21 protein-coding genes are annotated in these 22,438 nt (G+C 68.9%); 10 read left to right on the top strand and 11 right to left on the bottom strand.

The genetic code is table 11. From position 1 onward, the window contains the following. The first annotated feature begins 112 nt into the window (after positions 1-112). The 5 genes from ABD289_RS23070 (at position 113) to ABD289_RS23050 (ending at position 6,984) form a co-directional block, all read left to right on the top strand. Positions 113-1,342 carry a sarcosine oxidase subunit beta family protein gene (locus tag ABD289_RS23070; protein WP_344136897.1) on the top strand — a complete coding sequence of 410 codons (1,230 nt, stop codon included), beginning with the start codon at positions 113-115 and terminating at the stop codon, positions 1,340-1,342. Between the two features lie 218 nt (positions 1,343-1,560). After that, positions 1,561-4,665 (top strand): sarcosine oxidase subunit delta, encoded by a 3,105-nt coding sequence (locus ABD289_RS23065; protein ID WP_344136894.1) that lies wholly within the window; start codon positions 1,561-1,563, stop codon positions 4,663-4,665. Further along, entirely contained in the window at positions 4,658-5,245 is a 588-nt protein-coding gene (locus ABD289_RS23060; protein WP_344136891.1) for a sarcosine oxidase subunit gamma, read from the top strand. The genes ABD289_RS23065 and ABD289_RS23060 overlap by 8 nt, the downstream gene beginning before the upstream one ends. A 27-nt stretch (positions 5,246-5,272) precedes the next feature. Further along, positions 5,273-6,355 carry an S-(hydroxymethyl)mycothiol dehydrogenase gene (locus ABD289_RS23055; protein WP_344136888.1) on the top strand — a complete coding sequence of 361 codons (1,083 nt, stop codon included), beginning with the start codon at positions 5,273-5,275 and terminating at the stop codon, positions 6,353-6,355. Then, entirely contained in the window at positions 6,355-6,984 is a 630-nt protein-coding gene (locus ABD289_RS23050; protein ID WP_344136885.1) for an MBL fold metallo-hydrolase, read from the top strand. Before ABD289_RS23055 ends, ABD289_RS23050 begins: the two co-directional genes overlap by 1 nt. 255 nt (positions 6,985-7,239) lie before the next feature. Here ABD289_RS23050 and ABD289_RS23045 read toward each other — a convergent pair whose 3' ends face one another. Continuing rightward, on the bottom strand, positions 7,240-7,782 hold the full coding sequence (locus ABD289_RS23045) for a transporter permease (protein ID WP_344136882.1): 543 nt from the start codon (positions 7,780-7,782) through the stop codon (positions 7,240-7,242). A gap of 366 nt (positions 7,783-8,148) precedes the next feature. On the opposite strand from ABD289_RS23045, the gene ABD289_RS23040 reads away from it, so the two are divergent. After that, a complete protein-coding gene (locus ABD289_RS23040) occupies positions 8,149-8,394 on the top strand; it encodes a hypothetical protein (protein ID WP_344136879.1) in 246 nt (81 codons plus the stop codon). 424 nt (positions 8,395-8,818) lie between these two features. On the opposite strand, the gene ABD289_RS23035 is transcribed toward ABD289_RS23040, so the two are convergent. After that, complete coding sequence (locus tag ABD289_RS23035) at positions 8,819-10,615, bottom strand: BCCT family transporter (protein WP_344136876.1); 1,797 nt, start codon at positions 10,613-10,615, stop codon at positions 8,819-8,821. Between the two features lie 178 nt (positions 10,616-10,793). On the opposite strand from ABD289_RS23035, the gene ABD289_RS23030 reads away from it, so the two are divergent. Beyond that, entirely contained in the window at positions 10,794-11,357 is a 564-nt protein-coding gene (locus ABD289_RS23030) for a TetR/AcrR family transcriptional regulator (protein ID WP_344136873.1), read from the top strand. Between the two features lie 102 nt (positions 11,358-11,459). Here ABD289_RS23030 and ABD289_RS23025 read toward each other — a convergent pair whose 3' ends face one another. From ABD289_RS23025 to ABD289_RS23005, 5 genes are all read right to left on the bottom strand, one after another. After that, positions 11,460-11,876 carry an organic hydroperoxide resistance protein gene (locus ABD289_RS23025; protein WP_344136870.1) on the bottom strand — a complete coding sequence of 139 codons (417 nt, stop codon included), beginning with the start codon at positions 11,874-11,876 and terminating at the stop codon, positions 11,460-11,462. Continuing rightward, positions 11,873-12,367, bottom strand: a complete 495-nt coding sequence (locus ABD289_RS23020; RefSeq protein ID WP_344136867.1) for a MarR family winged helix-turn-helix transcriptional regulator — start codon at positions 12,365-12,367, stop codon at positions 11,873-11,875. Before ABD289_RS23020 ends, ABD289_RS23025 begins: the two co-directional genes overlap by 4 nt. A gap of 43 nt (positions 12,368-12,410) precedes the next feature. Then, positions 12,411-12,698: a hypothetical protein gene (locus ABD289_RS23015; RefSeq protein WP_344136863.1), complete on the bottom strand. Its 288-nt coding sequence runs from the start codon at positions 12,696-12,698 to the stop codon at positions 12,411-12,413. Positions 12,699-12,883: 185 nt separating this feature from the next. Further along, positions 12,884-13,189, bottom strand: a complete 306-nt coding sequence (locus ABD289_RS23010; RefSeq protein WP_344136860.1) for a hypothetical protein — start codon at positions 13,187-13,189, stop codon at positions 12,884-12,886. Between the two features lie 93 nt (positions 13,190-13,282). Continuing rightward, a complete protein-coding gene (locus ABD289_RS23005) occupies positions 13,283-13,702 on the bottom strand; it encodes a DUF6292 family protein (RefSeq protein WP_344136857.1) in 420 nt (139 codons plus the stop codon). A gap of 189 nt (positions 13,703-13,891) precedes the next feature. Here ABD289_RS23005 and ABD289_RS23000 point away from each other — a divergent pair, with 189 nt between their 5' ends. The 3 genes from ABD289_RS23000 (at position 13,892) to ABD289_RS22990 (ending at position 16,676) form a co-directional block, all read left to right on the top strand. Then, positions 13,892-15,115 (top strand): cytochrome P450, encoded by a 1,224-nt coding sequence (locus ABD289_RS23000; protein WP_344136854.1) that lies wholly within the window; start codon positions 13,892-13,894, stop codon positions 15,113-15,115. A gap of 160 nt (positions 15,116-15,275) precedes the next feature. Further along, positions 15,276-16,253, top strand: coding sequence for a TIGR03557 family F420-dependent LLM class oxidoreductase (locus ABD289_RS22995; RefSeq protein WP_344136851.1), 978 nt, complete (start codon positions 15,276-15,278; stop codon positions 16,251-16,253). A 192-nt stretch (positions 16,254-16,445) separates the two neighbouring features. Beyond that, the gene (locus tag ABD289_RS22990) at positions 16,446-16,676 is read left to right on the top strand and encodes a hypothetical protein (protein WP_344136848.1); all 231 of its coding nucleotides are present in this window, start codon (positions 16,446-16,448) and stop codon (positions 16,674-16,676) included. A 266-nt stretch (positions 16,677-16,942) separates the two neighbouring features. Here the strand turns inward: ABD289_RS22990 and ABD289_RS22985 are convergent, their stop codons facing one another. The 4 genes from ABD289_RS22985 to ABD289_RS22970 form a co-directional block, all read right to left on the bottom strand. Continuing rightward, complete coding sequence (locus tag ABD289_RS22985) at positions 16,943-18,730, bottom strand: thiamine pyrophosphate-requiring protein (RefSeq protein ID WP_344136845.1); 1,788 nt, start codon at positions 18,728-18,730, stop codon at positions 16,943-16,945. Between the two features lie 194 nt (positions 18,731-18,924). Then, the gene (locus tag ABD289_RS22980) at positions 18,925-19,314 is read right to left on the bottom strand and encodes a DUF2267 domain-containing protein (RefSeq protein ID WP_344136842.1); all 390 of its coding nucleotides are present in this window, start codon (positions 19,312-19,314) and stop codon (positions 18,925-18,927) included. Positions 19,315-19,416: 102 nt separating this feature from the next. Further along, the gene (locus tag ABD289_RS22975; protein ID WP_344136839.1) at positions 19,417-20,598 is read right to left on the bottom strand and encodes a zinc-dependent alcohol dehydrogenase; all 1,182 of its coding nucleotides are present in this window, start codon (positions 20,596-20,598) and stop codon (positions 19,417-19,419) included. A gap of 232 nt (positions 20,599-20,830) precedes the next feature. Then, positions 20,831-22,402, bottom strand: coding sequence for a BCCT family transporter (locus tag ABD289_RS22970; protein ID WP_344136900.1), 1,572 nt, complete (start codon positions 22,400-22,402; stop codon positions 20,831-20,833). Positions 22,403-22,438: the final 36 nt, after the last annotated feature.

Here is a 22,438-nt window from a genome sequence, read left to right as displayed (position 1 = left end):
CCGAAGCCCTCAAACCCGGCTTCGACGAGACCACCAGCACCAGGCTCCGCGCCCGCGTGGAGACCCTCGCCACCAAGCACCCGCTCTACCCGAACGTGAACGGAGGGTTCTGATGTCGCCCACTCCTGGTGCCGACCTGCCGGATCACCCGGATTGGCTCTGGGGCTCGCCGGAGCCGAAATCCTCTTACGACGTGGTGATCGTCGGCGGTGGTGGTCACGGGCTGGCCACGGCCTACTACCTCGCGGTCAACCACGGCATCACCAACATGGCCGTGCTGGAGAGCGGGTGGCTGGCCGGCGGGAACATGGCCCGCAACACCACGATCATCCGCTCGAACTACCTCTGGGACGAGAGCGCCGGCCTCTACGAGCACGCCATGAAGCTCTGGGAGGGCCTGGAGGAGGACCTGGACTACCCGCTGCTGTTCTCCCAGCGCGGAGTGCTCAACCTGGCGCACTCCCTGCAGGACGTCCGCGACAGCAAGCGGCGCGTGGGCGCCAACCGGCTCAACGGCATCGACGCGGAGTGGCTGGACCCGCAGCAGGTAGCCGAGATCTGCCCGATCCTGAACACCTCCGAGGACCTGCGCTACCCGGTTCTGGGGGCGACCTGGCAGCCGCGCGCCGGGATCGCCAAGCACGACCACGTCGCCTGGGGCTTCGCCCGCGCCCTCGACCGCATGGGCGTCGATCTCGTCCAGAACTGCCAGGTCACCGGCTTCGACCGGATCGGCAACCGCATCACCGGCGTGCGCACCACCCGCGGCGACATCGCCACCGGCAAGGTCGCCCTCGCCGCGGCCGGATCCACCTCGGTGCTGGCCGACCAGCTCGGACTGCCGTTGCCGATCCAGAGCCACCCGCTGCAAGCGCTGGTCTCCGAACTCCTCGAACCGGTGCACCCCACAGTGGTCATGTCGAATGCCGTGCACGTCTACGTCAGCCAAGCCCACAAGGGCGAGCTGGTGCTCGGCGCTGGCATCGATTCCTACAACTCCTACGGGCAGCGCGGGTCGTTCCACACCATCGAGCGTGAACTGACCGCGGCCGTCGAGCTGTTCCCCATGTTCTCCCGCGCGCACGTGCTGCGCACCTGGGCCGGTGTGGTGGACGTGACCCCCGACGCCTCAGCCATCATGGGGCTCACCCCGTTCGAGAACCTCTACGTCAACTGCGGTTGGGGCACAGGCGGTTTCAAGGCGACACCCGGCGTTGGCTGGTGCTACGCCCACACCATCGCCCACGACGAACCACACCCGCTGAACGCCCCGTTCAACCTCGACCGCTTCACCACCGGCGCCCTCGTCGACGAACACGGCGCCGCAGGCGTCGCCCACTGAGAAAGAGGTTTTCAGGATGGGTTTGCGTGACGGTGCGAGCAGCGGAACCTCAGACGCCGCCTGGCTCCGGGATCCGCGATTTGAGTATGCGCATACGCGGCACTGCGGCTGTCCTCCCCAGACGACGTCTGAGAACCCGCGGCGGTGCCGGCTGAGTCCCACACCTGAGACAGCGGCTCACGCCGCACCGTGAACCAACTCCTACGAGGAGATTCGCCATGATGTTGATTCCGTGCCCGTGGTGCGGGCCGCGCAACGAGACCGAATACCACTACGGCGGGCAGGCCGACGTCAGCTACCCGGCCGACCCGCACGCCGTGTCCGATGTGGAATGGGCCCGGTTCCTGTTCTACCGCGCCAATCCCAAAGGCGTCCTCACCGAGCGGTGGAACCACCAGGCCGGCTGCCGCCGCTGGTTCACCCTCCGCCGCGAGACCACCACCAACGAGATCTTCCCGGACGACTCCGACGGCGGTGACGAGGTGAACGACCAGTACAGGCTCGCCGAAGGCGGCCGGATCGACCGCGAGCGCCCGCTCCGATTCCGCTTCGACGGACACGACTACGAGGGCTTCGCCGGCGACACGCTCGCCTCCGCGCTGCTGGCCAACGGCGTGCACCAGGTCGGCACCAGCATTCGCTACGGCCGCCCGCGCGGCATCATGGCCGCCGGGCCCGAGGAGCCCAACGCGCTGGTGCAGATCGAGGAACCCTTCCCCGAGCCCATGCTGACCGCGACCACCGTCGAGCTGCGCGACGGGCTCACCGCCACCAGCCTGACCGGACGAGGACGGCTCGCGACCGAGCCCGACCCCGCCCGCTACGACGCGATCAACGCGCACTGCGACGTGCTCATCGTCGGCGCCGGCCCGGCCGGACTGGCCGCCGCCCTCAGCGCCGCCCGCAGCGGCGCCCGAGTCATCATCGCCGACGCCGACACCGAGTTCGGCGGCAGCCTGCTGGGCAGCGGCGAAGAACTCGACCACGCCCCGGCACAACGCTGGATCAACCGCGTGACCGCCGAACTCGAAGCCGCTCCCGAAGTCACCGTGCTGCCCCGCACCACCGTGTTCGGCTGCTACGACGACAACTACCTGGTCGCGGTCGAGCACCGCGGCGAGGACACCTTCACCCGGCAGCGCACCTGGCACATCCGCGCCAGCGAGGTCGTGCTGGCCACCGGCGCCCACGAACGCCCCCTCGTCTTCCCCGACAACGACCGGCCCGGCACCATGCTGGCCACATCCGCCCGCACCTACCTCCACCGCTACGGCGTCCTCCCCGGAAAACGCGCAGTCGTCTACACCACCAACGACAGCGCCTACGCCGCGGCCATCGACCTGCACGACGCCGGACTCGACATCGCGGCGGTGGTCGACGTGCGACCGGTGGCCACCACGTCGTGGGCCGCGCGGTGCATCGACCGCGGCATCCAGATCCTGACCAGCTGCGCGGTGACCGGAACCTCGGGCACCGACCGGGTCAGCGGTGCGCAGGTCTCCCGCCTGCCCTCCGGCGAGTCGGCGCTGACCTTCCCGTCCCAGCTGGACTGCGACGTGCTTCTGGTCTCCGGTGGCTGGAACCCGGCCGTGCACCTGCACAGCCAGGCCCGCGGAACAGTGCGCTACTCCGAGGAGATCGGCGCGCTCGTTCCCGATCGCACCGCCCGCGGCGTGCGCTCGGTGGGTGCGGCCGCCGGAACGTTCAGCACGGTGGACTGCCTGCGCTCCGGCTCCGAAGCGGGCAGCGACGCGGCGCGGGAGGCCGGTTTCGACGCCGACTTCGCCAACGTGCCCAGCGCCTTCTCCTGCCCGGTCACGCCGCCGCAGCCGGTCTGGTTGCTGCCGGGGGTGCCGGCGGAAACCTGCAGCGAGCAGTTCGTGGATTTGGCGCGGGATGGCACGGTCGCGGATGTGCGCAAGGCCGTCGGGGCCGGCATGTCCTCGGTGGAGCACGTCAAGCGGTTCACCACCATCGGTACCGCGCACGACCAGGGCAAGACCTCCGGCCTGCTGTCCTCGGGTGTGATCGCCGAACTGCTCGGCGTGGACGTCAGCACCGTCGGCGCGACCACGTTCCGCCCGCCGTATGCGCCGGTGCCCTTCGCCGCGCTGGCGGGACGGGACCGCGGGGATCTCTACGACCCGGTCCGGGTCACCGCGATGCACGACTGGCACCTCGATCAGGGCTGCCCGTTCGAGAACGTCGGCCAGTGGAAGCGCCCCTGGTACTACCCGCAGGACGGCGAGGACATGCACACCGCGGTGCTGCGCGAGTGCCACGCGGTGCGCACCGGGGTGGGCATGCAGGACGTCTCCACCCTCGGCAAGATCGATGTGCAGGGCCCGGACGCCGCCGAGTTCCTCGACCTCGTCTACACCAACAAGATGAGCACCCTGAAGGTCGGCCGCATCCGCTACGGGCTCATGTGCCACGCCGACGGCATGGTCTTCGACGACGGCACCGTGATGCGCACCGGCGAGCACCGCTACCTGATCTCGACGACCTCCGGTGGTGCGGCCGGGGTGCTGGAGTGGCTGGAGGACTGGCTGCAGACCGAGTGGCCGCACCTGCGGGTGCACCTGACCTCGGTCACCGAGCACTGGGCCACCATCGCCCTGGCCGGGCCGCGTTCCCGCGAGGTCCTGTCCCGGGTGGCCACTGATATCGATCTGGACAACGACGCGTTCCCGTTCATGTCCTGGACCGACGGGAAGGTCGCCGGCAGGCAAGCCAGGGTCTGCCGGATCAGCTTCTCCGGCGAGCTGGCCTTCGAGATCAACGTGCCCTGGTGGTACGGCCGCGAGATCTGGGAAGCCCTGCACGAAGCAGGCACACCCCACGGCATCACGCCGTACGGCACCGAAACCATGCACGTCCTGCGCGCGGAGAAGGGCTTCCCGATCGTCGGGCAGGACACCGACGGCACCGTCACCCCGCACGACCTCGGGATGAGCTGGGCGGTGTCGAAGAAGAAGGACGATTTCCTCGGCATGCGCTCCTTCGCCCGCGAAGACACCGCCCGCAATGACCGCAAGCACCTGGTCGGACTGCTGCCCCCGGCCGACTCGACGGTCGTGCCCGAGGGCACCCAGCTCGTCGAGCACACCGAGCTGCCCGAACCACCCGTGCCCATGCTCGGCCACATCACTTCCAGCTACCAAAGCGCCGCGCTGGAGCGCCCGTTCGCACTCGCGCTGGTCACCAGCGGCCGGGACCGCATCGGGCAGACGATCTACGGCCACGTCGGCGACGGGTTCGTGCCCGTCGAGATCACCGAACCGGTCTTCTACGACAAGGAAGGAGCCCGTCGCGATGGCTGAGCTCTACGGCGAATCCCCGCTGGCCGCCCGCGCCGAGGCGCTGGCCGACTCCTCGGTGCCCGGCGAGCTGCGGATCTCCGAGATCGCCTTCACCGCCCAGATCGCGCTGCGCGTCGATCCGAAAAGCTCTGCGGCCGAACGCATCGGCACCGCCATCGGTGCCATGCTGCCCAACCAGCCGGGCCAGGTCGCCCGCACCGGCAACCTGCAGGTGCTCTGGCTCGGTCCTGACGAGTGGCTGCTCGTCGGCAGCGAAGGCAGCGGCGAGCAGATCCAGGCCACCCTGGTCGAAGCCCTCGGCGAGGAACACGGCTCGGTGGCCGACGTATCCGGGCACCGCACGATCGTCGAGGTATCCGGACCGAAATCACGCGAACTGCTGGCCAAGGGCTGCGCCCTGGACCTGCACCGGCGTGCCTTCACCTCCGACCAGTGCGCGCAAACCCTGCTCGCACGCGCCGGGGTCGTGCTGCTGTGCCGGGACCACGAACGACCCAGCTACTGGATCTTCGTGCGCTCCTCCTTCGCCCGCTACCTCGCCGACTGGCTCACCGACGCCGCAACCGAATACCAGAACTGAAACACCGAAACCGAATTGGAGCAGCCAGTGACCGAGGTACGCGGAGTGGTCGCCACCGGAAAGGGAAAGCCGGTGGAGGTCACCACGATCCACGTCCCGGCCCCGGGTCCGGGTGAAGCCGTGGTCCAGGTGCAAGCCTGCGGGGTCTGCCACACCGACCTGCACTACCGCGAGGGCGGCATCAGCGATGACTACCCATTCCTGCTCGGCCACGAGGTGGCCGGGACGGTGGCAGAAGTCGGCGAAGGCGTGCACAACGTCGAGCCGGGCGATTTCGTGGTGCTCAACTGGCGCGCGGTGTGCGGCAGCTGCCGGGCCTGCAACCGCGGCCGTCCGCAGTACTGCTTCGCCACCCACAACGCTTCCCAGCCGATGACCCTGTCCGACGGCACCCCGCTCTCGCCCGCGCTGGGCATCGGTGGTTTCGCCGAGCAGACGCTGGTCCACTCCGGACAGTGCACCAAGGTCGATCCGGCCGCGCGCCCGGCCGTGGCCGGACTGCTCGGCTGCGGAGTGATGGCCGGCATCGGCGCCGCCGTCAACACCGGCAAGGCCGGTCCCGGGGACTCCGTGGCCGTCATCGGCTGCGGCGGTGTCGGGGACGGGGCCATCGCGGGCGCAGCGATGACCGGCGCGCGGCGGATCATCGCCGTCGACACCGACGCGGACAAGCTCGGATGGGCGCGCGAGTTCGGCGCCACGCACACGGTCGACGCGTCCAAGACCGATACCGTCGACGCGATCCGCGAGCTAACCGGCGGTAACGGCGCGGACGTGGTCATCGACGCCGTGGGCGTCCCGAAGACCTACGAGCAGGCCTTCTACGCCCGCGACCTGGCCGGCACGGTCGTCCTCGTCGGAGTGCCCGATCCGCAAATGCGGCTGGACCTCCCTCTGCTGGACGTCTTCGCCCGCGGCGGGGCGCTGAAGTCGAGCTGGTACGGCGACTGCCTGCCCGAGCGGGACTTCCCGATGCTCACCGAGCTGTACCAGCAGGGGCGGCTGCCGCTGGAGAAGTTCGTGACCGAGGAGATCTCCCTCGACGGCGTCGAGGACGCGTTCGAGAAGATGCACCGCGGTGAAGTCCTGCGTTCGGTGGTGACGTTCTGATGGGAATCCGACTCGATCACGCCACGGTCTCGGGGAAGTTCTCCCTCGACGGCGAGGTGCACGAGGTCGACAACAACCTCTGGGTGGTCGGCGACGACACCCAGTGCGTTGTCATCGACGCACCGCACGACGCCGACGTGGCACGGGAACTGGTCGCGGGCCGGGAGGTCCTGGCCATCCTGGCCACGCACGCGCACGACGACCACGTGCGCGTGGCACCGCAACTGTCCGACGCCGTGGGTGCACCGCTGCACCTGCACCCCGCAGACCTGCCGGTGTGGGAACTGACCCACCCGGCGCGGCAGCCCGACGGGCTGCTCGTCGACCGGCAGCTGTTCTCCGTCGGGCGCCTGCACCTGCGGGTCATCCACACTCCTGGTCACACGCCGGGATCGGTGTGCTTCTACTGCCCCGACCTGGGCACGGTGTTCACCGGAGACACCCTGTTCGCGGGCGGGCCGGGCGCAACCGGGCGGTCCTTCTCGGACTTCGACACGATCACGGCGTCGATCCGCGACCACCTGCTCACGCTCCCCCAAGCGACCAAGGTCCACCCCGGCCACGGTCCGGGAACGACCATCGGCGAGGTGATCCCGCACTTCGACGAGTGGGTGGCGCGGGGCTACTGAAGCTCGCCGCCGGGGTGCCTCCCAGCACCGATCGAGGAGGCACCCCGAGCTCGGCGGCTTCACCATCCCCGCCGGCGCCGGCGCAGCGCGCTGGCCGAGACGAGGTCGGGGCGACAAGGTCGTGTCGCCCCGTCCGCCTCGAGACGCCCCCGACCGGCCTTCCCGGGCCCATCGGACGCATCGCCGCCGATTTCCTCGCCGTCGGGGCTTTTTCCATCTCCTCAGTGGATCGAGATCAGTCCGAGGCCGAACCCGCTACCGATTGACCGCGGTGCACACCAGCAGCGCCCGCTTGATCGCCAAGCGGTGGTGATCACCCAGGTCGACCTTCGGCAGTCCGATGAGGACGTACATCGCGGGCACCAGCGGGCTGAGCATGTGGATGGGCTGATCGAGCAGCGATGCGCGGGCGATCTCCATCGCACCGATCCCGTGCTGGACACCTGCCTCCGCGAGGAGCGGCATGGCGCCGAAGTAGAACACGTCGTTGCTCATGCAGAAGGTGAACGGCACGCTCAACACCGCGACGATGATGCTGAAGAACGGCAACCTGGATTCCGGCAGCGCGATGAGCAGGTAGCGCGCCATCTGCTCGATCATTCCGGTACCGGACAGCACTCCGGTGAAAACCGCTGCGGCGAATACCATCGCGACCACCGCGACCACGCTGTCGGCGTGCGAGGCGATGCGGTCGCGCTGCTGGCCCAGCCGCGGGCAGTTGACGATCAGCGCGAGCGCGCAGCCGATCATGAACCACACCGCGACCGGCAACACGCCGACGATGAGCGCGGTGAGCATCGCGATCGTCAGCGCTGCGTTGCACCAGTGCAGCTGCGGACGCAGGGAATCCCGGTCCGGCGCGAGGACGTCGAACTCGGCCGCGCCACCTTCGGGCTCGGCGGAGTCCCCTCCACCAGAACTTCCCGCGCCGACGTGAGCGGCGGTGCGCAGCCTGACGCGTCCACGCAGTCCGAGGGCGTATCGGGATCGCGGGCGCAGCGTGGCTCACCCGCATCCTCGAGCGGCTCACGCTGCGGCTCGAACACAGGAGCTGGCCGAACTACTGGTGCGCTAGCGCGCAGCAGTGCTCTACGGCTTCGGCGAGGCCTGCTCGCGGTCGACGCCACCGGGCGGGTCTCGGTCCAGCAACCGCGAAGCCGAGGATTGCTGGACGTACCGCGCGAGGTCGGCACCGCGGCGACCGACCTGGACATTCCGCCCCGGCTTCGGGACCTGCTGCTCAGCCGGAGCCACGCGGACAACCTGATCACCCTCACCGACGACCCGGTGCTGGTGGCCAACCACCGGCCGGTGACCTGCGGCGACGTCGAACTCGGCAGCGTCCTCATGCTCCGCGACCGCACCGATCTGGAGGCGCTGAACGGGAGCTCGACAAGGTGCGGAGCATGACCGGCACGCTTCGGGGAGATCGATCGCGCCCTGCGAATGCTGCACGAGGGAGATCGACCCACCCGAAGAGCCAGTCGCCGTGGACCCTCCCGACTCGCGTCCGAAGCGCTGCGCAGCAGCGCACAGTCGCGTTCCGCCGCCGGAATCGCCGAGGAACTGGGTGCTTGCCGCGCCACCGCAGCGCTAGCTGGCCGCCTTGACGCAAGACGGGCGAGCCATCATGACGCTGCGATACGGCAGCAACGGACGCCCCGAGCACCAGTACGAACCGATCCCGGCAGCGGGATTACGCCGGCACCGGGCTCTGGCCAGTCGGGGGCGCCTGTTGTCGGGGGGCTCTGCGCGAGCCCTGAAAGGCGAAGCGGTTCCCGGCAGGCGAAACCCGCCACGGGATTGCCCCGTGGCGGGTTTCGTGCTCCCACCGCTACTTCCGGACGAGTTCCTCGTTCTCGAGTTCGGCCGCGGCGACCGACGCGTCGAACTCCGGGGTGTCGAACACCTCGCCGGCGATCGGGTCCTTGGCCGCGTGGGAATCGTTCCACGCCAAGGTCCCCGCATCATCGACCGTGGTGGATTCGGCCGGGATGTCGTGCACCGCGAGCACCGTCGAGGCCTCCCCGGTCTGGGCGCGGGTGCGCACGTAGCGGGGCATGATGGAGGTCTCGTAGCGGAACATCCGCAGCAGCGCGAGCACCGCGAGCACGTAGATGACCGACAGCGGCGCCGCGCTCGCGATCGAGCTGACCTGCAGCACGGTCAGCGCGGCTTCGCCACCGGCGAGCAGCAGCACAGCGCCCGCGATACCGATGATCACCGCCCAGAGCAGCCGGGTCACCCGCGGGGTCTCGGTCCGGCCGCCGTGCGAGAGGACGTCGACCACCAGCGAGCAGGAGTCCGACGACGTCACGAAGAACAGCGTGATCACCACGATCGCGACCACCGCCAGCACGGCTGCCGTTCCCCCGCCGACCGGCAGGTTCTCGAAGAGCTGGAACAGCGCGGTGTCGCTGTCGATGCTGCCACCGGAGCCGACCATCGAGCCGTCTCGCAGCTGGTAGAGCAGCGCGGTGCTGCCGAAGATGGTGAACCACACGATCGCGATGCCCGTGGGCGCCAGCAGCACGCCGAGGATGAACTCGCGGATGGTGCGGCCACGCGAGATGCGGGCGATGAACATGCCCACGAACGGCGCCCAGCTGAGGAACCAGGCCTGGTTGAACAGCGTCCAGCTCAGCGACCATCCGTCGGTGGCGCCGGCCCCGGTGACGAACATCAGCTGCGGGATCGCCTGCACGTACTCGCCGGTGTTCTGCACCACCGACTGCAGCAGGAAGACCGTCGGCCCGATCAGCAGGACGCCGACGGCCAGCAGCGCGGCCAGCGACATGTTGGCGTTGGAGAGCCAGAGCACTCCCCTGTTCAGGCCGGAGACCACCGACAGCGTTCCGGCCACGGTGATCAGCGCGACGATCCCGAGCAGGAGGCCGTTGGACGCTTCGAACCACCCGAGGTGGGCCAGCCCGGCTTGGATCTGCAGGGCGCCCTGACCGAGCGAGGTGGCGACCCCGAAGATCGTGCCGACGATGGCGAAGACGTCGATGGCGTGACCCACCCAGGACTCGATGAGCCTGCGGCCGAAGATCGGTTCGAGCAACCAGCGGACCGACAGCGGGCGCCCCCGCCGGAAGGACATGTAGGCCAGACCGAGGCCGACCACCACGTAGATGCCCCAGGCGTGCAGGCCCCAGTGGAAGAGGGCCTCCCCGATGGCGGTGCGGCTGGCCGCCTTGGTGCCGCCTTCGACGCCTGCGATGTCCGGTGGGGACATCATGTGGTTGAGCGGTTCGGCAACGCCCCAGAAGATCAGGCCGATGCCCATGCCCGCGGAGAACAGCATGGCGAACCAGGAGAACCGGGAGAACTCCGGCCGCTCGTCGTCGCGGCCGAGCCGGATGTTGCCCGCCCTGGACAGGGCCACCCAGAACGCGAAGACCAGGAACGTGGTGACGACCAGGACGTACCACCAGCCGACCGTCGACCCGATAGCGTCCCGCAGGTTCGTGAACGCGGTTTCGGCGTCCTCGCCGTAGGCGGCACCGTACCAGGTCGCGGCGGCCAGGGCGGCGATGATGATCACCATCGCCGGGATGAACACCGGCTTGGACAGGCTGCGCCATGCCGCCGCTAAGGGGTTCGGTGCTGCTTCCGATGGTGAAGCCACAAATAGTCCTCACTTTCCGTGCGGCGACCGGTCACGCGATGTCGCGTCGTCGGCGCGGTGCTGCCCGGGTCGCTCCCGGCGGGTTGCCGCGAGGGGCTACCATGACCGCGCCTTTACACTGATCTGTGTAATTGGAGCAGGGTAATTATACAGATCTGTGAACGTCAAGGAGGCGGGCGTGCAGCATGAGGTAGCGAACATCCACCGGCTGACCCCGAGGGCGCGACGCATACTCGAGGTCTCCTCCGAGCTGTTCTACGACCGCGGCATCCACGCGGTGGGGGTGGACACGATCGCCGCCGAGTCGGGCGTGACCAAGCGCACGCTCTACAACAACTTCGGTTCCAAAGACGCTCTCGTAGCCGCATATCTGACCAACCGGCACGCAACGTGGTGGCAGTCCCTGGAGGAGCGTCTCGCGGCGGCCGAACCACCGCGCGCCCTCGCGCTCTTCGACGTCTACGCCGAGGACGCCCGCACCACCACCCGCGGCTGCGCGTTCCTCAACGCCGCGGCCGAGCTGTCCACTGAACACCCGGCCTACGCGATCATCCGCAACCACAAGCAGGCCGTCGAAGACCGTCTTCGCGGCCTCATCGCCGAGGACCAGCCCGCGGCCGACCCGAGGCGCTTGGCACGACACCTGTTCCTACTGCTGGAAGGCGCGTTCGCCCACCAGGGAATCCACGGCAAGGGGCTGCTGACCGAGGCCCGCGAGTTCGCCAGGAAACTGCTCGCATGACCGGAGCGGGCTCCGCACCCCGCCAACCGACGTGAAAAGAATCCCCGAACGCCCGGAAGGCCGCCGTTCAGGGGTCTTTTCGTCCAGCTGCGTGCGGTTCGCTCAGGCGACGCGCACGTCGATGTCGATGTTGCCGCGAACGGCGTTGGAGTAGGGGCAGACCGCGTCGGCGTCCTCGGCCAGCTGCTGCGCCTGCTGCTTGGAGGCACCGGGCACGTCGACGACCAGCGCGACGCCGAGCGCGTACCCGCCCTGGCCGTTCGAGCCGATCCCGACCTCCGCGGTGACCGAGGCTCCCCCGGCGTCGACGCCGGCCTTGCGCGCCACCAGCTTCAGGGCGCTGTGGAAGCAGGCCGAGTACCCCGCGGCGAAGAGCTGCTCGGGATTGCTCCCGCCACCCTCGCCACCCATCTCCTCGGGAATGGCCAGATCGAGGTCGACGGCGCCGTCCGACGAGCGGGTCCGCCCGCCGCGGCCGTCGCCGGTCGACGTCGCACGGGCCGTGTAAAGAGCCGTCATGTTCGCATCTCCCGATTCTCGGTGATCTGCCGCGCCGCGTCGTTCAGCACGGCCGTCAGGTTTTCCAATGTGGACCGCAGTTCGTCGATCTCGCCGAGCTCCATCCCGGTGGCGGCCACCATCCGCTGCGGGATCTCGCGACCCCGCTGCCGGAGTTCGCGCCCCTCGCCGGTCAGCTCGACGCGCACGGACCGCTCGTCGTCGACGCTGCGACTCCGAGCGAGCAAGCCGCGCGCCTCGAGCCGTTTCAGCAGCGGCGACAACGTTCCGGAGTCGAGCCGGAGCGCGGTACCGAGCTCCTTGACCGTCAGCGACTCGCGCTCCCACAGCGCCAGCAGCACCAGATACTGCGGATAGGTCAGCTCGAGATCGTCGAGGAACGGCCGGTAGAGGTTGGTGAACGCGCGCGACGCGCTGTAGAGCGCGAAGCACAGCTGCCGATCCAGCGTCGATTCCGGTTCCTTCGCCACACCAGTACTGTAGTGCACCATTCAATTGCACACAACCTAGTTGTGCGCAACCGAAATGTCGGTCTCAGGTGACCGCGCCCAACCGCGATCTCAGCTCGGGCAGGAATCCCGGGTAGTTCTGCCGAACCTCGTCGAGGTCGATGTCGTGCGGCAGGGACGTCACCGGTATCTGCTGCAGCAGGAACTTCATCGACTCGCTGATCAGCTGCTGTTCGTCCAGGCCGGAGATCTCCAAGGCGTCGCGGAACCGGTCCGGCACCACCACGCGGTGCTGGGTGGTTTCCTCGCCTTCGTGCACCTCGGCCGCGAACTCGCCGGTATTCAGCTTCAGCACCTGGACGTACTCGCTCATCGTGGGCTCCGGATTCACCACGGGCGGTCGGACGCGGCGTCTCGGCAGGCCGAGCGCACCGTCCGGTGTTCATGGGCGCGGGCCACGAGGACACCCCTCGTCCTGGACGGCGTCCGGCAGGTCCCCGCACGCGGAGGTTCCCCGGCGACGACCTCCGCTCGGCAAACGCGCTCGGATTCGCTCCGCTACGGACGCGACGGAGCCCTGGAACCGCTGCGCAGCACCCGCAGCAGTCCGGCGGCGTCGGCCGGCAGGTCCGCGCCGCGCGACGAGGCCCGCTCGACGTCCCGGCACAGCGCGCGGATCTCGCCGGGCCCCAGTTCGGGGTCGCTCGCGCCTTCCACTCGCAGCCACGCCAGCAGCTCCGCCCAGCTCTCCCAGTGCCACACCCGCAGCACGTGCGAGGCGGCTCGCTTGCCGTACTCGGGACTCGTCCCGCCGACCGACGACCGCTGCCGACGCGAGACCGGGGAACGTTTTCGGTGGCTCATGTCCTCTCCGCGGACGGGGAAACGCCGTGCATGCTCACCGCAGGGGTTTCCGGCCGGGTCCGCGCCGAAACGAACCCCTGTTCAAGACGAGCATCACCGGGACTCGCCCTCCCCGGGCAGCCGCTCGAGCCGCTGCTCCAGGCCGTCCCGGGCATTCGGCACGCGGAACGCCGGAGACGTCACCCGGCCCGGGCTGGCGCCGCGCAGCGCCTCCCGCAGGAACTCCTGCACGGTTCGCGGATGCGGCAGGACGTCCTCGCCCAAGTAGGCCAGCGGCGTCGTGTCCCCGTCGTCGCCGGTACCCACCCGCAACGCCCAACCGCTCACCTCGTCCCAGGTCAGCAGCAGCGGCAGTTCCGCCAGCGCCGGCACCCGCGACTTCACGAGGATGATCACCGTGGTCAGCTCGTCACCGACCTCGAGATCGACCACGCCCATCTCCTCCTCCATGCCGGCGGTCACGCTCCGGACGTAGTTGACCAGGCCGTTGACCACCGAGAGCGTCATGTCCATCGGGAACCCCTTCTCCGCTGCGCCGAACACCCCTCTCCGGGGAGCTGTTTCAGTCTGCGATTCGCGTGAATGAGCCCTCACCGCATGCGGCTACCGCTGAAAACCCCTGAACCCCGGGTATCCGCTCAGCGGGTGTTAACCACCCGGATCGCTTCGTTTGACCGGGAAGTTCCGGGGTACTCCGTGGCCATGCGATTGCCACGTGCGCTGGTCGACGAGTCGGTACCAGCCCTGCTGACGGGATACGCGTGGTTGCCGGGACTGCGCGCCCGCACCGAGTCCGGCGTGGTGCACACGCGGTTGCTGGGGCAGCGAGCGGTCGCGTTGTGCGGGCCGGACGCGGCGCGCTTCTTCTACGACGAGCACAACGTGCGCCGCAGCGGAGCGGTACCGCTGCCGGTGCAGAAGACGCTGTTCGGCAGGAACGCGGTGCACACGCTCGACGGAGCCGATCATCGAGCCCGCAAGCGGCGATTCCTCTCCTACCTCACCCCGGAGATGTCCGAGAACATCGCCGAGCACGTCGCGGCCGCGTGGGACGAAGCCATCGCGGACCAGCGCCCGGGGCAGCAGGTGGTGCTGTTCGACGAGGCGAGCCGGGTGATCACCCGCGGAACGTGCCGCGCCGTCGGCATCCCGCTCGCCGAATCCGAGTTGCCGGGTCTCGCGCGGGATCTGGTGGCGATGGTGGACGGCTTCGCCACGCCCGGGCCACGGCACGGGAGAGCCCGGCGTGCGCGGCGCCGTCGGGAGTCGTGGCTCGCCCGGCTGGTCGACCGGGTGCGGGACGGCAGCCTCGAACCTCCGGAAGGTTCGCTGCTCGAGACGGCCGCCCGGTCTTGGGTTCCGAATGGCGGACTCACCGCCCGAACGGCCGCCGTCGAGCTGCTCAACGTGATTCGCCCGACCGTTGCGGTGTGCTGGTTTATCGCCCACACCGGCCACGCCCTGCACCGCTGGCCGCGCTACCGGCAGCGGTTGCGCGAGGACGATGGCGAATTCGCCGAAGCGTTCGCGCACGAGGTCCGCCGGTTCTACCCGTTCGCGCCGTTCATCGGTGGCAGAGCGGTGCGCGAATCGTCCTGGCGCGGCGAACGGATCCCGGAGGGCGCGATGGTCCTGCTCGACCTGTGGGGCCACAACCACGACCCGGAGCTGTGGGGCGATCCGTACGTCTTTCGCCCGGAGCGCTTCCTCGGGCGGGAGATCGGTCCGTTCGAACTGGTACCGCAGGGCGGCGGTGACCCGGCCACCAACCACCGCTGCCCGGGCGAACCGACCGCGGTCGCGATCCTGGCGACGCTGGCCGTGCGCTTGGCGCGGCTGGACTACCGAGTGCCCGAGCAGGACCTGACGATTTCGCTGCGCCGAGTTCCGGCACGCCCCGAAAGCGGGTTCGTCCTCACCACGTGACGCCCGAGGGCACGACTTCCGACGGGGTCGATGTTTCGCGACCGGGCGCGGTGGTTACTCGAGTGCAGGGGTCTCCGGGAGGCCGGGCAGCGGCATTCGGCCGCGCCCTCTCATCACAACACCGACGCCCACCGTCCTGAGCGCCGAAAGGCTGACACCCATGGTTCGCTTCGGATACACGTTGATGACCGAGCAGTCAGGCCCGCGCGAGCTCGTGGAGCATGCCGCCGCGGCCGAGCGCGCGGGATTCGACTTCGCGGTGATGAGCGATCACTACTCGCCCTGGCTAGACGAGCAAGGGCACTCCCCGTACGCGTGGAGCGTGCTCGGTGCCGTCACCCAGTCGACCGAGCGAATGGACCTGCTGAGCTTCGTCACCGCGCCGATCATGCGGTATCACCCGGCCATCGTGGCGCAGAAGGCCGCCACGATCGGACTGCTCTCCAACGACCGCTTCACGCTCGGCGTCGGTTCCGGTGAGAACCTCAACGAGCACGTGGTCGGCCAGGACTGGCCGCCGGTGAACGTGCGGCACGAGAAGCTCTCCGAGGCGCTGCACATCATGAGGTCGCTGCTGGCGGGCGGTTACGTCAACTTCACCGGGGATCACTACCGCGTCGATTCGGCCAAGCTGTGGGATCTGCCTGATGAGCAGGTCCCGATCGCCACCGCGATATCCGGCAAGCAGGGAATCGAGCGCTTCGCGCCGCTCTCCGACGCCATGATCGCCGTCGAGCCCACCGCCGAGCTCTGCCGCAGCTGGGACTCGGCGACCGGCGGTGGGACGCGGAAGTTCGGCCAGCAACCGATCTGCTGGGACTCGGACCCGGACGTCGCTGCCAAGCGCGCGTGGTCGCAGTTCCGCTGGTTCTCCGGCGGCTGGAAGGTCAACTCCGAGCTGCCCGGGCCCGCTGGTTTCGCCGCCGCGACCCAGTACGTTCGCGAGGAGGACGTCACCGCCGGGATTCCCTGCTGCCGCGAGGTGGAGCCGATCGTGGACGCGGTCTCGTCCTACTGGAAGGCCGGGTTCACCGACATCGCGCTGGTCCAGGTCGGCGTGGACGAGGATCCCGACGGCTTCTTCGGCTTCGCCGAGGAGCAGCTGCTGCCCGCGTTGCGAGAAGCGGCCGGCAGCTGACGAGCGGGCTCGCCGAACGCGATCACGTCGGCGGTCCTGCCCCGGCCGGCTTCGGAAGCCGCTGACGCGGCCGCAACGGCATGCTCGAACTCGCCGAGAATTGTCCAATCCGACTGCGCTCTAAAGGGTTTCACAAGCCCGTGCGGTGGCAACCCGATGGGTGTGCGATGAACGGACGACCAGGAGGTATCGATGGCCGACGACTCGAACAGCCCGGTCAAGGACAAGAACTACAACCTGATCAACGTGCTCCAGTTGTCGCTGCACCACGTCTGGATGCTCGACCAGTACGTCCAGGACGCGCGCTCGCAAGGCGACGAGGAGCTGGCGAACTGGCTGCAGCGCATCCAGGAGAACAACAAGACAGCGGGCCAGCAGGGCAAGGAGATGCTGCTAAAGCGCCTGCAGCGGGAAAACGGCTGAGAGGACGTGGTTCGTCGTGCGAGACCTCCGGATTCGTGATCTGACGATGCGCGTGCGCGACGAGGTCGCCAAGCGCAACCCGATGAAGCACAAGGGCGAGAACCGCGGGACCTCCGGCAAGGCGCGCGAGTCCGTCGCCGCGGAGCCCGCAAACCCGGTCACGCGCACCGGACCGCGCGTGCCGCCCGAACCCCATCGGGCCAAGAACCCGGCCAAGAACNTCGCTGCGAATCGTTCGCAGCGGGCCCCGCTGTTGTTGATACCGGTCAGCGCCGGCGCGGCAGGAACTCCTGCATCTTGGACTTGATGCCCTCCTTGGCCACCGACCAGCCGTCCGGATCGCCCTTGAGCATCGCCTCGGTGACCGATTCGATCTGCTCACGGTTGGCCTGCGGCGGGATCGGTGGAACAGCCGGATCGGTGACGAACTCCACCAGGCACGGCTGTTCGGCGTTGAGCGCCTGCTCCCAGGCATCGGCTACCTCGCCGGGATCCTGGACCCGGATACCGCGGAAACCCGCGGCGCGCGCGAAAGCCGCGTAGTCGAGGTCCGGAACCCGCTGCGAGGGAACGAACTGCGGTGACCCGCCAAGCGCCCGAAGCTCCCAGGTCACCTGGTTGAGGTCGCGGTTGTTCAGCACGCCGATGACCACCCGCGGGTCTCGCCACTCGCGCCAGAACTGCCCGATGGTGATCAGCTCGTTGATGCCGTTCATCTGCATGGCCCCGTCACCGACGAGGGCGATGACCGGGCGGTCCGGCTGCGCGAACTTCGCGCCCGTGGCGTACGGCGCCCCGGGGCCCATCGTGGCCAGCGTGCCGGACAACGAGCAGCGCATCGCGCCGCGCACCCGCAGGTGCCGGGCGTACCAGTTGGCCACCGACCCGGAGTCACCGGTGATGATGGCGTCATCGGGCAACCGCGGCGACAGCTCGTGGAAGACCCGCTCCGGGTTGATCGGGTCGGCGCTGACCGCCGCGCGGCGTTCCAGCACCTTCCACCAGTCGCTCACCGAGTCCTCGATCTTCTTGCGCCAGGGCTCGTTCTCCTTGCGATGCAGCTTCGGCAGCAGGAACTGCAGCGTCGTCGCGGCATCGCCGAGCAGGTTGACCTCGAACGGGTAGCGCATGCCGATCATGGTCGGGTCGATGTCGATCTGAACGGCGCGCGCCTGGTCGTACTCGGGGAGGAACTGGCTGTAGGGGAACCCCGCGCCGATCATCAGGAGCGTGTCGCAGTCGCGCATCATCTCCCAGGAGGGCTTGCTGCCCAGCAGTCCGGCCGCACCCGTGACCCAAGGCAGGTCGTCCGGCAGCACGTCCTTGCCCAGCAGCGCCTTCGCCACGCCCGCACCGAGCGTGTCGGCGACCGCGGTGACCTCGTTGGCCGCGCCGCGGGCGCCCTGCCCGATCATGATGGCGACCCGTTCGCCGGAATTCAGAACCTCCGCGGCGCGGTCGAGATCCGCCTCGGCGGGCGCGGTCACCGAGTCGGAGATGCCGACGCTGGAGGGCACCATCTTGAACTCGTGCGTCGGCGCCGAATACGCCATCTCCTGCACATCGTTCGGGATGATCAGCGCGGCGACCGTGCGCCGCACCTGCGCGGTGCGCATCGCGCGGTCGAGCGCGTTCGGAAGCTGTTGCGGCGCGGAGATGAACTGCGAGAACTCGGCTACGTCCTTGTACAGCGAGGAGAGGTCCACCTCCTGCTGATAGGCGCCGCCGAGCGACGTGCTGGCCTGCTGCCCGACGATCGCCACCACCGGGACGTGGTCGAGCTTGGCGTCGTAGAGACCGTTGAGCAGGTGGATCGCGCCGGGGCCGCCAGTGGCCGCGCACACCCCGACGTCGTCGGAGAACTTCGCGTACCCCACGGCTTCGAACGCGGCGAGCTCCTCGTGGCGTGCCTGGATGAACCGCGGGTTGTCATCGGCTCGCTCCCAGGCGCCGAGAAGACCGTTGATCCCGTCCCCGGGATAGCCGAAGACGTGCTCGACGTCCCAGTCCCGCAGCCTTCGCAGCAGGAACTCGGCCACTGTCTCATCTGCCATGCCACACACTCCGATTCGTCCGTTCGGCGTTGTCGCTCCCCTCCCCTACCCGGATGACCCGCGTCCTCAATCCCCGTTCCGATCGAAAAATCTCGTCGGCGGGTCGCCGAAGGAACTTGCCGCGCCCGCGCATACGCGTGCGGGCGTCCGGAACCCGTTTCGGGCACCGGAAACGCCGGTCTCGCTCCGATTCGTCAGGCCAGTTCTGGGTGTCCGAAGAACGTGGCGTACCCGCTCGGCAGCTGGCTGAGAACCTGGTTGAGCTCGCCGCCGTCGATGCTCTCGGCCACGGTGGCGAGCACCGCGCTGGTGTCCCAGCGCGCCGTCTCGTTGCTCGCACCGTCCAGCCGGGCCGCCACCGCGCTCGTGAACTGCTCGGCCGACAGCGTCGGCATGGGTTCGGGCTCCGAGCGCAGCGCCGCGCCGAGGTCGCCGGGCAGCTGGGCGGCGAGGTCACCGGCCTCCTCGTCGGTCATGCGGGCTCCGAGGACGCCCAGCACGCAGCGCGTCACGTGGTCGGCGTGCTGCGTGGAGTCGTACTCCCCGAGCCTGCGCACGTTCGCGATGAACTCATCGTGCTTCATGGCGAACCTCCGAAGGCAAGTGCTTTCTCAATCCCCCATCAGGCTTTCCGGCCGTGCCCCGGGTGAAACGCGATGCGGAGCGCGGAACGGCCGCTACGGCGGTCAGGGCTCCAGCAGGATCTTGATGGCTCCGTCCTGCTTGCGCTGGAAGATGTCGTATCCGTGCGGCGCGTCCTGCAGCGGCATCCGGTGGGTGGCCAGGTCGCGCACGCGAAGCGGATCGGACTCATCGCCGACCAACGGCCTCAGTTCCGGGATCCACCGCTTCACGTGCGCCTGTCCCATGGCCAATCGGATCCCCTTGTCGAACATCCTCATCATCGGCATCGGGTCGGCCATGCCGCCGTAGACCCCGCTGAGCGAGATCGTGCCGCCCCGCCGCACCGCTTCGATGCACTGGTACAGCACGGCGAGCCGGTCGACACCGGCCTTGGACATCAGCGGCTCGGCCACGCCCTCGGGAAGCAGGTTGGCCATCTTCTGCCCCAAGGCCGCCATCGGTGAGCCGTGCGCCTCCATCCCGACGGCGTCGATCACCGAATCCGCGCCGCGCCCATCCGTGTCATCTCGCACGACGGCCGTGACGTCCTCGTGCTCGCCCGCGTCGATGGTGCGGACTCCGTTGCGTTCGGCCATCCGCAGGCGTTCGGGCACGCGGTCGATGCCGATCGCGCGGAAGCCGTGGTGCTGCGCGATCCTGGTGCACATCTGCCCGATGGGTCCGAGCCCGAAGACGGCGACCGTGCCACCCCTGGGCACAGCGGCGTACTCCACGGCCTGCCACGCGGTGGGCAGCACGTCCGAGAGGTAGACGAACTGCTCGTCCGGAGGTCCTTCCGGCACCTTGATCGGACCGAACTGCGCCTGCGGGACGCGCAAGTACTCGGCCTGACCACCCGGAACGCTGCCGTAGAGCTTGGTGTAGCCGAACAGGGCGGCGCCACTGCCCTGCTCGCTGACCTGGGTGGTCTCGCACTGCGCGTACAGGCCGCGATCGCACATCCAGCAGTGCCCGCAGACGATGTTGAACGGAACCACCACCCGATCGCCGGGCGAGATGTCGGTGACCGCCGAACCGGTTTCCTCCACGACACCCATCGGCTCGTGCCCCAGGATGTCACCGGGCTCCAGGTAAGGGCCGAGCACCTCGTAGAGGTGCAGGTCCGAACCGCAGATTCCGCTGCTGGTGACGCGGATGATCGCGTCGGTGGCGTGCTGCAGCTTCGGGTCGGCGACATCGCTCACCCGCACGTCTCGCGGACCCTGCCAGGTCAACGCCTTCACGGTCACCCTCCTCGACGGAGTTCACTTCGCAATGGCGGCGTTTCCCGTAGCCCCGCGCGCCAAACCTGCGGCGATCGGCAGGCTCGGCGCCGATGACGCTGCGGAGCTCCCGCCAGCGGGGCGCGCCACGCCTGCCGAATCCACAGTGGATGATCGCTCGGCGCGGTGGAAACGCAGATCGGGACCGCCACCCGGGCAGGGCGGCGGTCCCGATCCGGTCTTGCTCCAGGAGTCAGCTAGACGCGGCGACCGGCTCCTCGGCCGATTCCTCCGCCTGGTCCTCCCGCTGCTGCGCGGGCCCGGCGATCAACGCGGGCATCGCACCGCCACCGTGGACATCGGCCCGCAGCCACTTGCCCAGCGACACTCCGACGAGCGCGAGCACGAAGATCAGCGGGAAGGCCGTGACGATGGACAGCGTCTGCAGGGCCTCCAGGCCCCCGGTGTACATCAGCACGATCGAGACGCCCGCCAGCACGATCGCCCAGAAGACGCGGTGCCAGCGCGCCGGATTCGCATCCCTCGGCAGGTCCTTGGACGCCACCGCGGCCATCGTGTAGGCCGAGGAATCCAGCGTGGTGGCCAGGAACACCACCATCAGCAGCAGGAAGGCCACCACCGCGAAGGCGCCGAAGGGCAGGTTCGCCAGCGTGGCGATGATGCCCGCCGCGTCACCGTCCTGCTGCACGATGTCGGACACCGGCACGAGCTTGTTGATCTCGTAGTACAGCGACGTGTTCCCCAGCAGCATGAACGCCAGCCAGCAGCCCGCGCTGCCCGCCAGGCACATGGCACCGATCATGCCGCGGATCGTGCGACCCTTGGAGATCTTGGCGGTGAACAGGCCGACGAACGGCGCGTAGGCAATCCACCAGCCCCAGTAGAAGATCGTCCAGGTCTCCTCGAACCCGGAGCCGCCCACCGGGTCGGTGTAGAAGCTCATCTTCACGAAGTTCTGCAGCAACAGCCCGGTGCTCTGGGTAAACGTGTCGATCATGAACACGGTCGGGCCCAGCACCAGGATGAACAGCCCCAGCCCGAGCGCCAGCCAGACGTTGAAGCTCGCGAGCCGCTTGAGGCCCTTCTGCAGCCCGAGGAACACGCTCGCGCCGAACAGCACCGTCCAGATGACGACGATGCCGATGTCCAGCGGCGTGCCCTTCTCCAGCGGCGTCATCGCGGCGATGCCCTCGGACACCAGCGGCACCTCGAGGCCCAGCGAAGTGCCCGCGGCACCGATGAGGCCGAAGATGAACAGCACGTCGATGAGCCCGCCGAGCCAGCCGTCGGCGCGGTCGCCGATCACGCCGCGGCAGGCGTCGCTGAGCCGCAGGGTCGGCTGCTTGCGCACGTGGTAGACGTAGGCCAGCGCCAGCGCGGGCAGGCAGAACAGGCCCCACGCGGTGAAGCCCCAGTGGAACAGCGGGTAGGTCGCCGCCCAGTCCGCCGCCTCCGTGCTGCGGGGTTCGATGCCCATCGGTGGCGCCGTGTAGTAGTACGACCACTCGATGGCGCCCCAGTACACGATCCCACCGCCGATGCCGGAGGTGAAGATCATGCTCAGCCAGCTGTGCGTGGAAAACTCTGGCTTGTCGTCGCGACCGCCGAACTTCACCCGGCCGTAGCGGCTGAACGCCAGCCACGCCAGGAAGCCGGCGACCGCCGCGGCGAACCAGAGATAGAGCCACCCGAACTGCCCGGTCAGGAAACCGAGCAAGCTGTCCAGAGCCTGCTGACCGCGTTCCGGGGCGAGCAGCACCGGCACGCAGATCGCGGTTACCAGCACCACCGAGAACCAGAAGATTCGTCTGTCGATTCGAACTTTTCCGTCTGCCGCAAG

It is taken from the genome of Saccharopolyspora halophila (assembly GCF_039531955.1).
Classification (GTDB): domain Bacteria; phylum Actinomycetota; class Actinomycetes; order Mycobacteriales; family Pseudonocardiaceae; genus Saccharopolyspora; species Saccharopolyspora halophila.
Note: the sequence above shows the minus strand (reverse complement) of the source record. Positions and strands in the feature narration are given on the sequence as shown.

Coding starts and splice junctions, on each gene's coding strand:
- ABD289_RS22980 (WP_344136842.1), bottom strand. CDS start 19,314: ATGAAGCACGATGAGTTCATCGCGAACGTGCGCAGGCTCGGGGAGTAC.
- ABD289_RS23000 (WP_344136854.1), top strand. CDS start 13,892: ATGCGATTGCCACGTGCGCTGGTCGACGAGTCGGTACCAGCCCTGCTG.
- ABD289_RS23065 (WP_344136894.1), top strand. CDS start 1,561: ATGATGTTGATTCCGTGCCCGTGGTGCGGGCCGCGCAACGAGACCGAA.
- ABD289_RS22995 (WP_344136851.1), top strand. CDS start 15,276: ATGGTTCGCTTCGGATACACGTTGATGACCGAGCAGTCAGGCCCGCGC.
- ABD289_RS22990 (WP_344136848.1), top strand. CDS start 16,446: ATGGCCGACGACTCGAACAGCCCGGTCAAGGACAAGAACTACAACCTG.
- ABD289_RS23070 (WP_344136897.1), top strand. CDS start 113: ATGTCGCCCACTCCTGGTGCCGACCTGCCGGATCACCCGGATTGGCTC.
- ABD289_RS22985 (WP_344136845.1), bottom strand. CDS start 18,730: ATGGCAGATGAGACAGTGGCCGAGTTCCTGCTGCGAAGGCTGCGGGAC.
- ABD289_RS23010 (WP_344136860.1), bottom strand. CDS start 13,189: ATGAGCCACCGAAAACGTTCCCCGGTCTCGCGTCGGCAGCGGTCGTCG.
- ABD289_RS23050 (WP_344136885.1), top strand. CDS start 6,355: ATGGGAATCCGACTCGATCACGCCACGGTCTCGGGGAAGTTCTCCCTC.
- ABD289_RS23060 (WP_344136891.1), top strand. CDS start 4,658: ATGGCTGAGCTCTACGGCGAATCCCCGCTGGCCGCCCGCGCCGAGGCG.
- ABD289_RS23005 (WP_344136857.1), bottom strand. CDS start 13,702: ATGGACATGACGCTCTCGGTGGTCAACGGCCTGGTCAACTACGTCCGG.
- ABD289_RS23025 (WP_344136870.1), bottom strand. CDS start 11,876: ATGACGGCTCTTTACACGGCCCGTGCGACGTCGACCGGCGACGGCCGC.
- ABD289_RS23020 (WP_344136867.1), bottom strand. CDS start 12,367: ATGGTGCACTACAGTACTGGTGTGGCGAAGGAACCGGAATCGACGCTG.
- ABD289_RS23015 (WP_344136863.1), bottom strand. CDS start 12,698: ATGAGCGAGTACGTCCAGGTGCTGAAGCTGAATACCGGCGAGTTCGCG.
- ABD289_RS23045 (WP_344136882.1), bottom strand. CDS start 7,782: ATGCTCACCGCGCTCATCGTCGGCGTGTTGCCGGTCGCGGTGTGGTTC.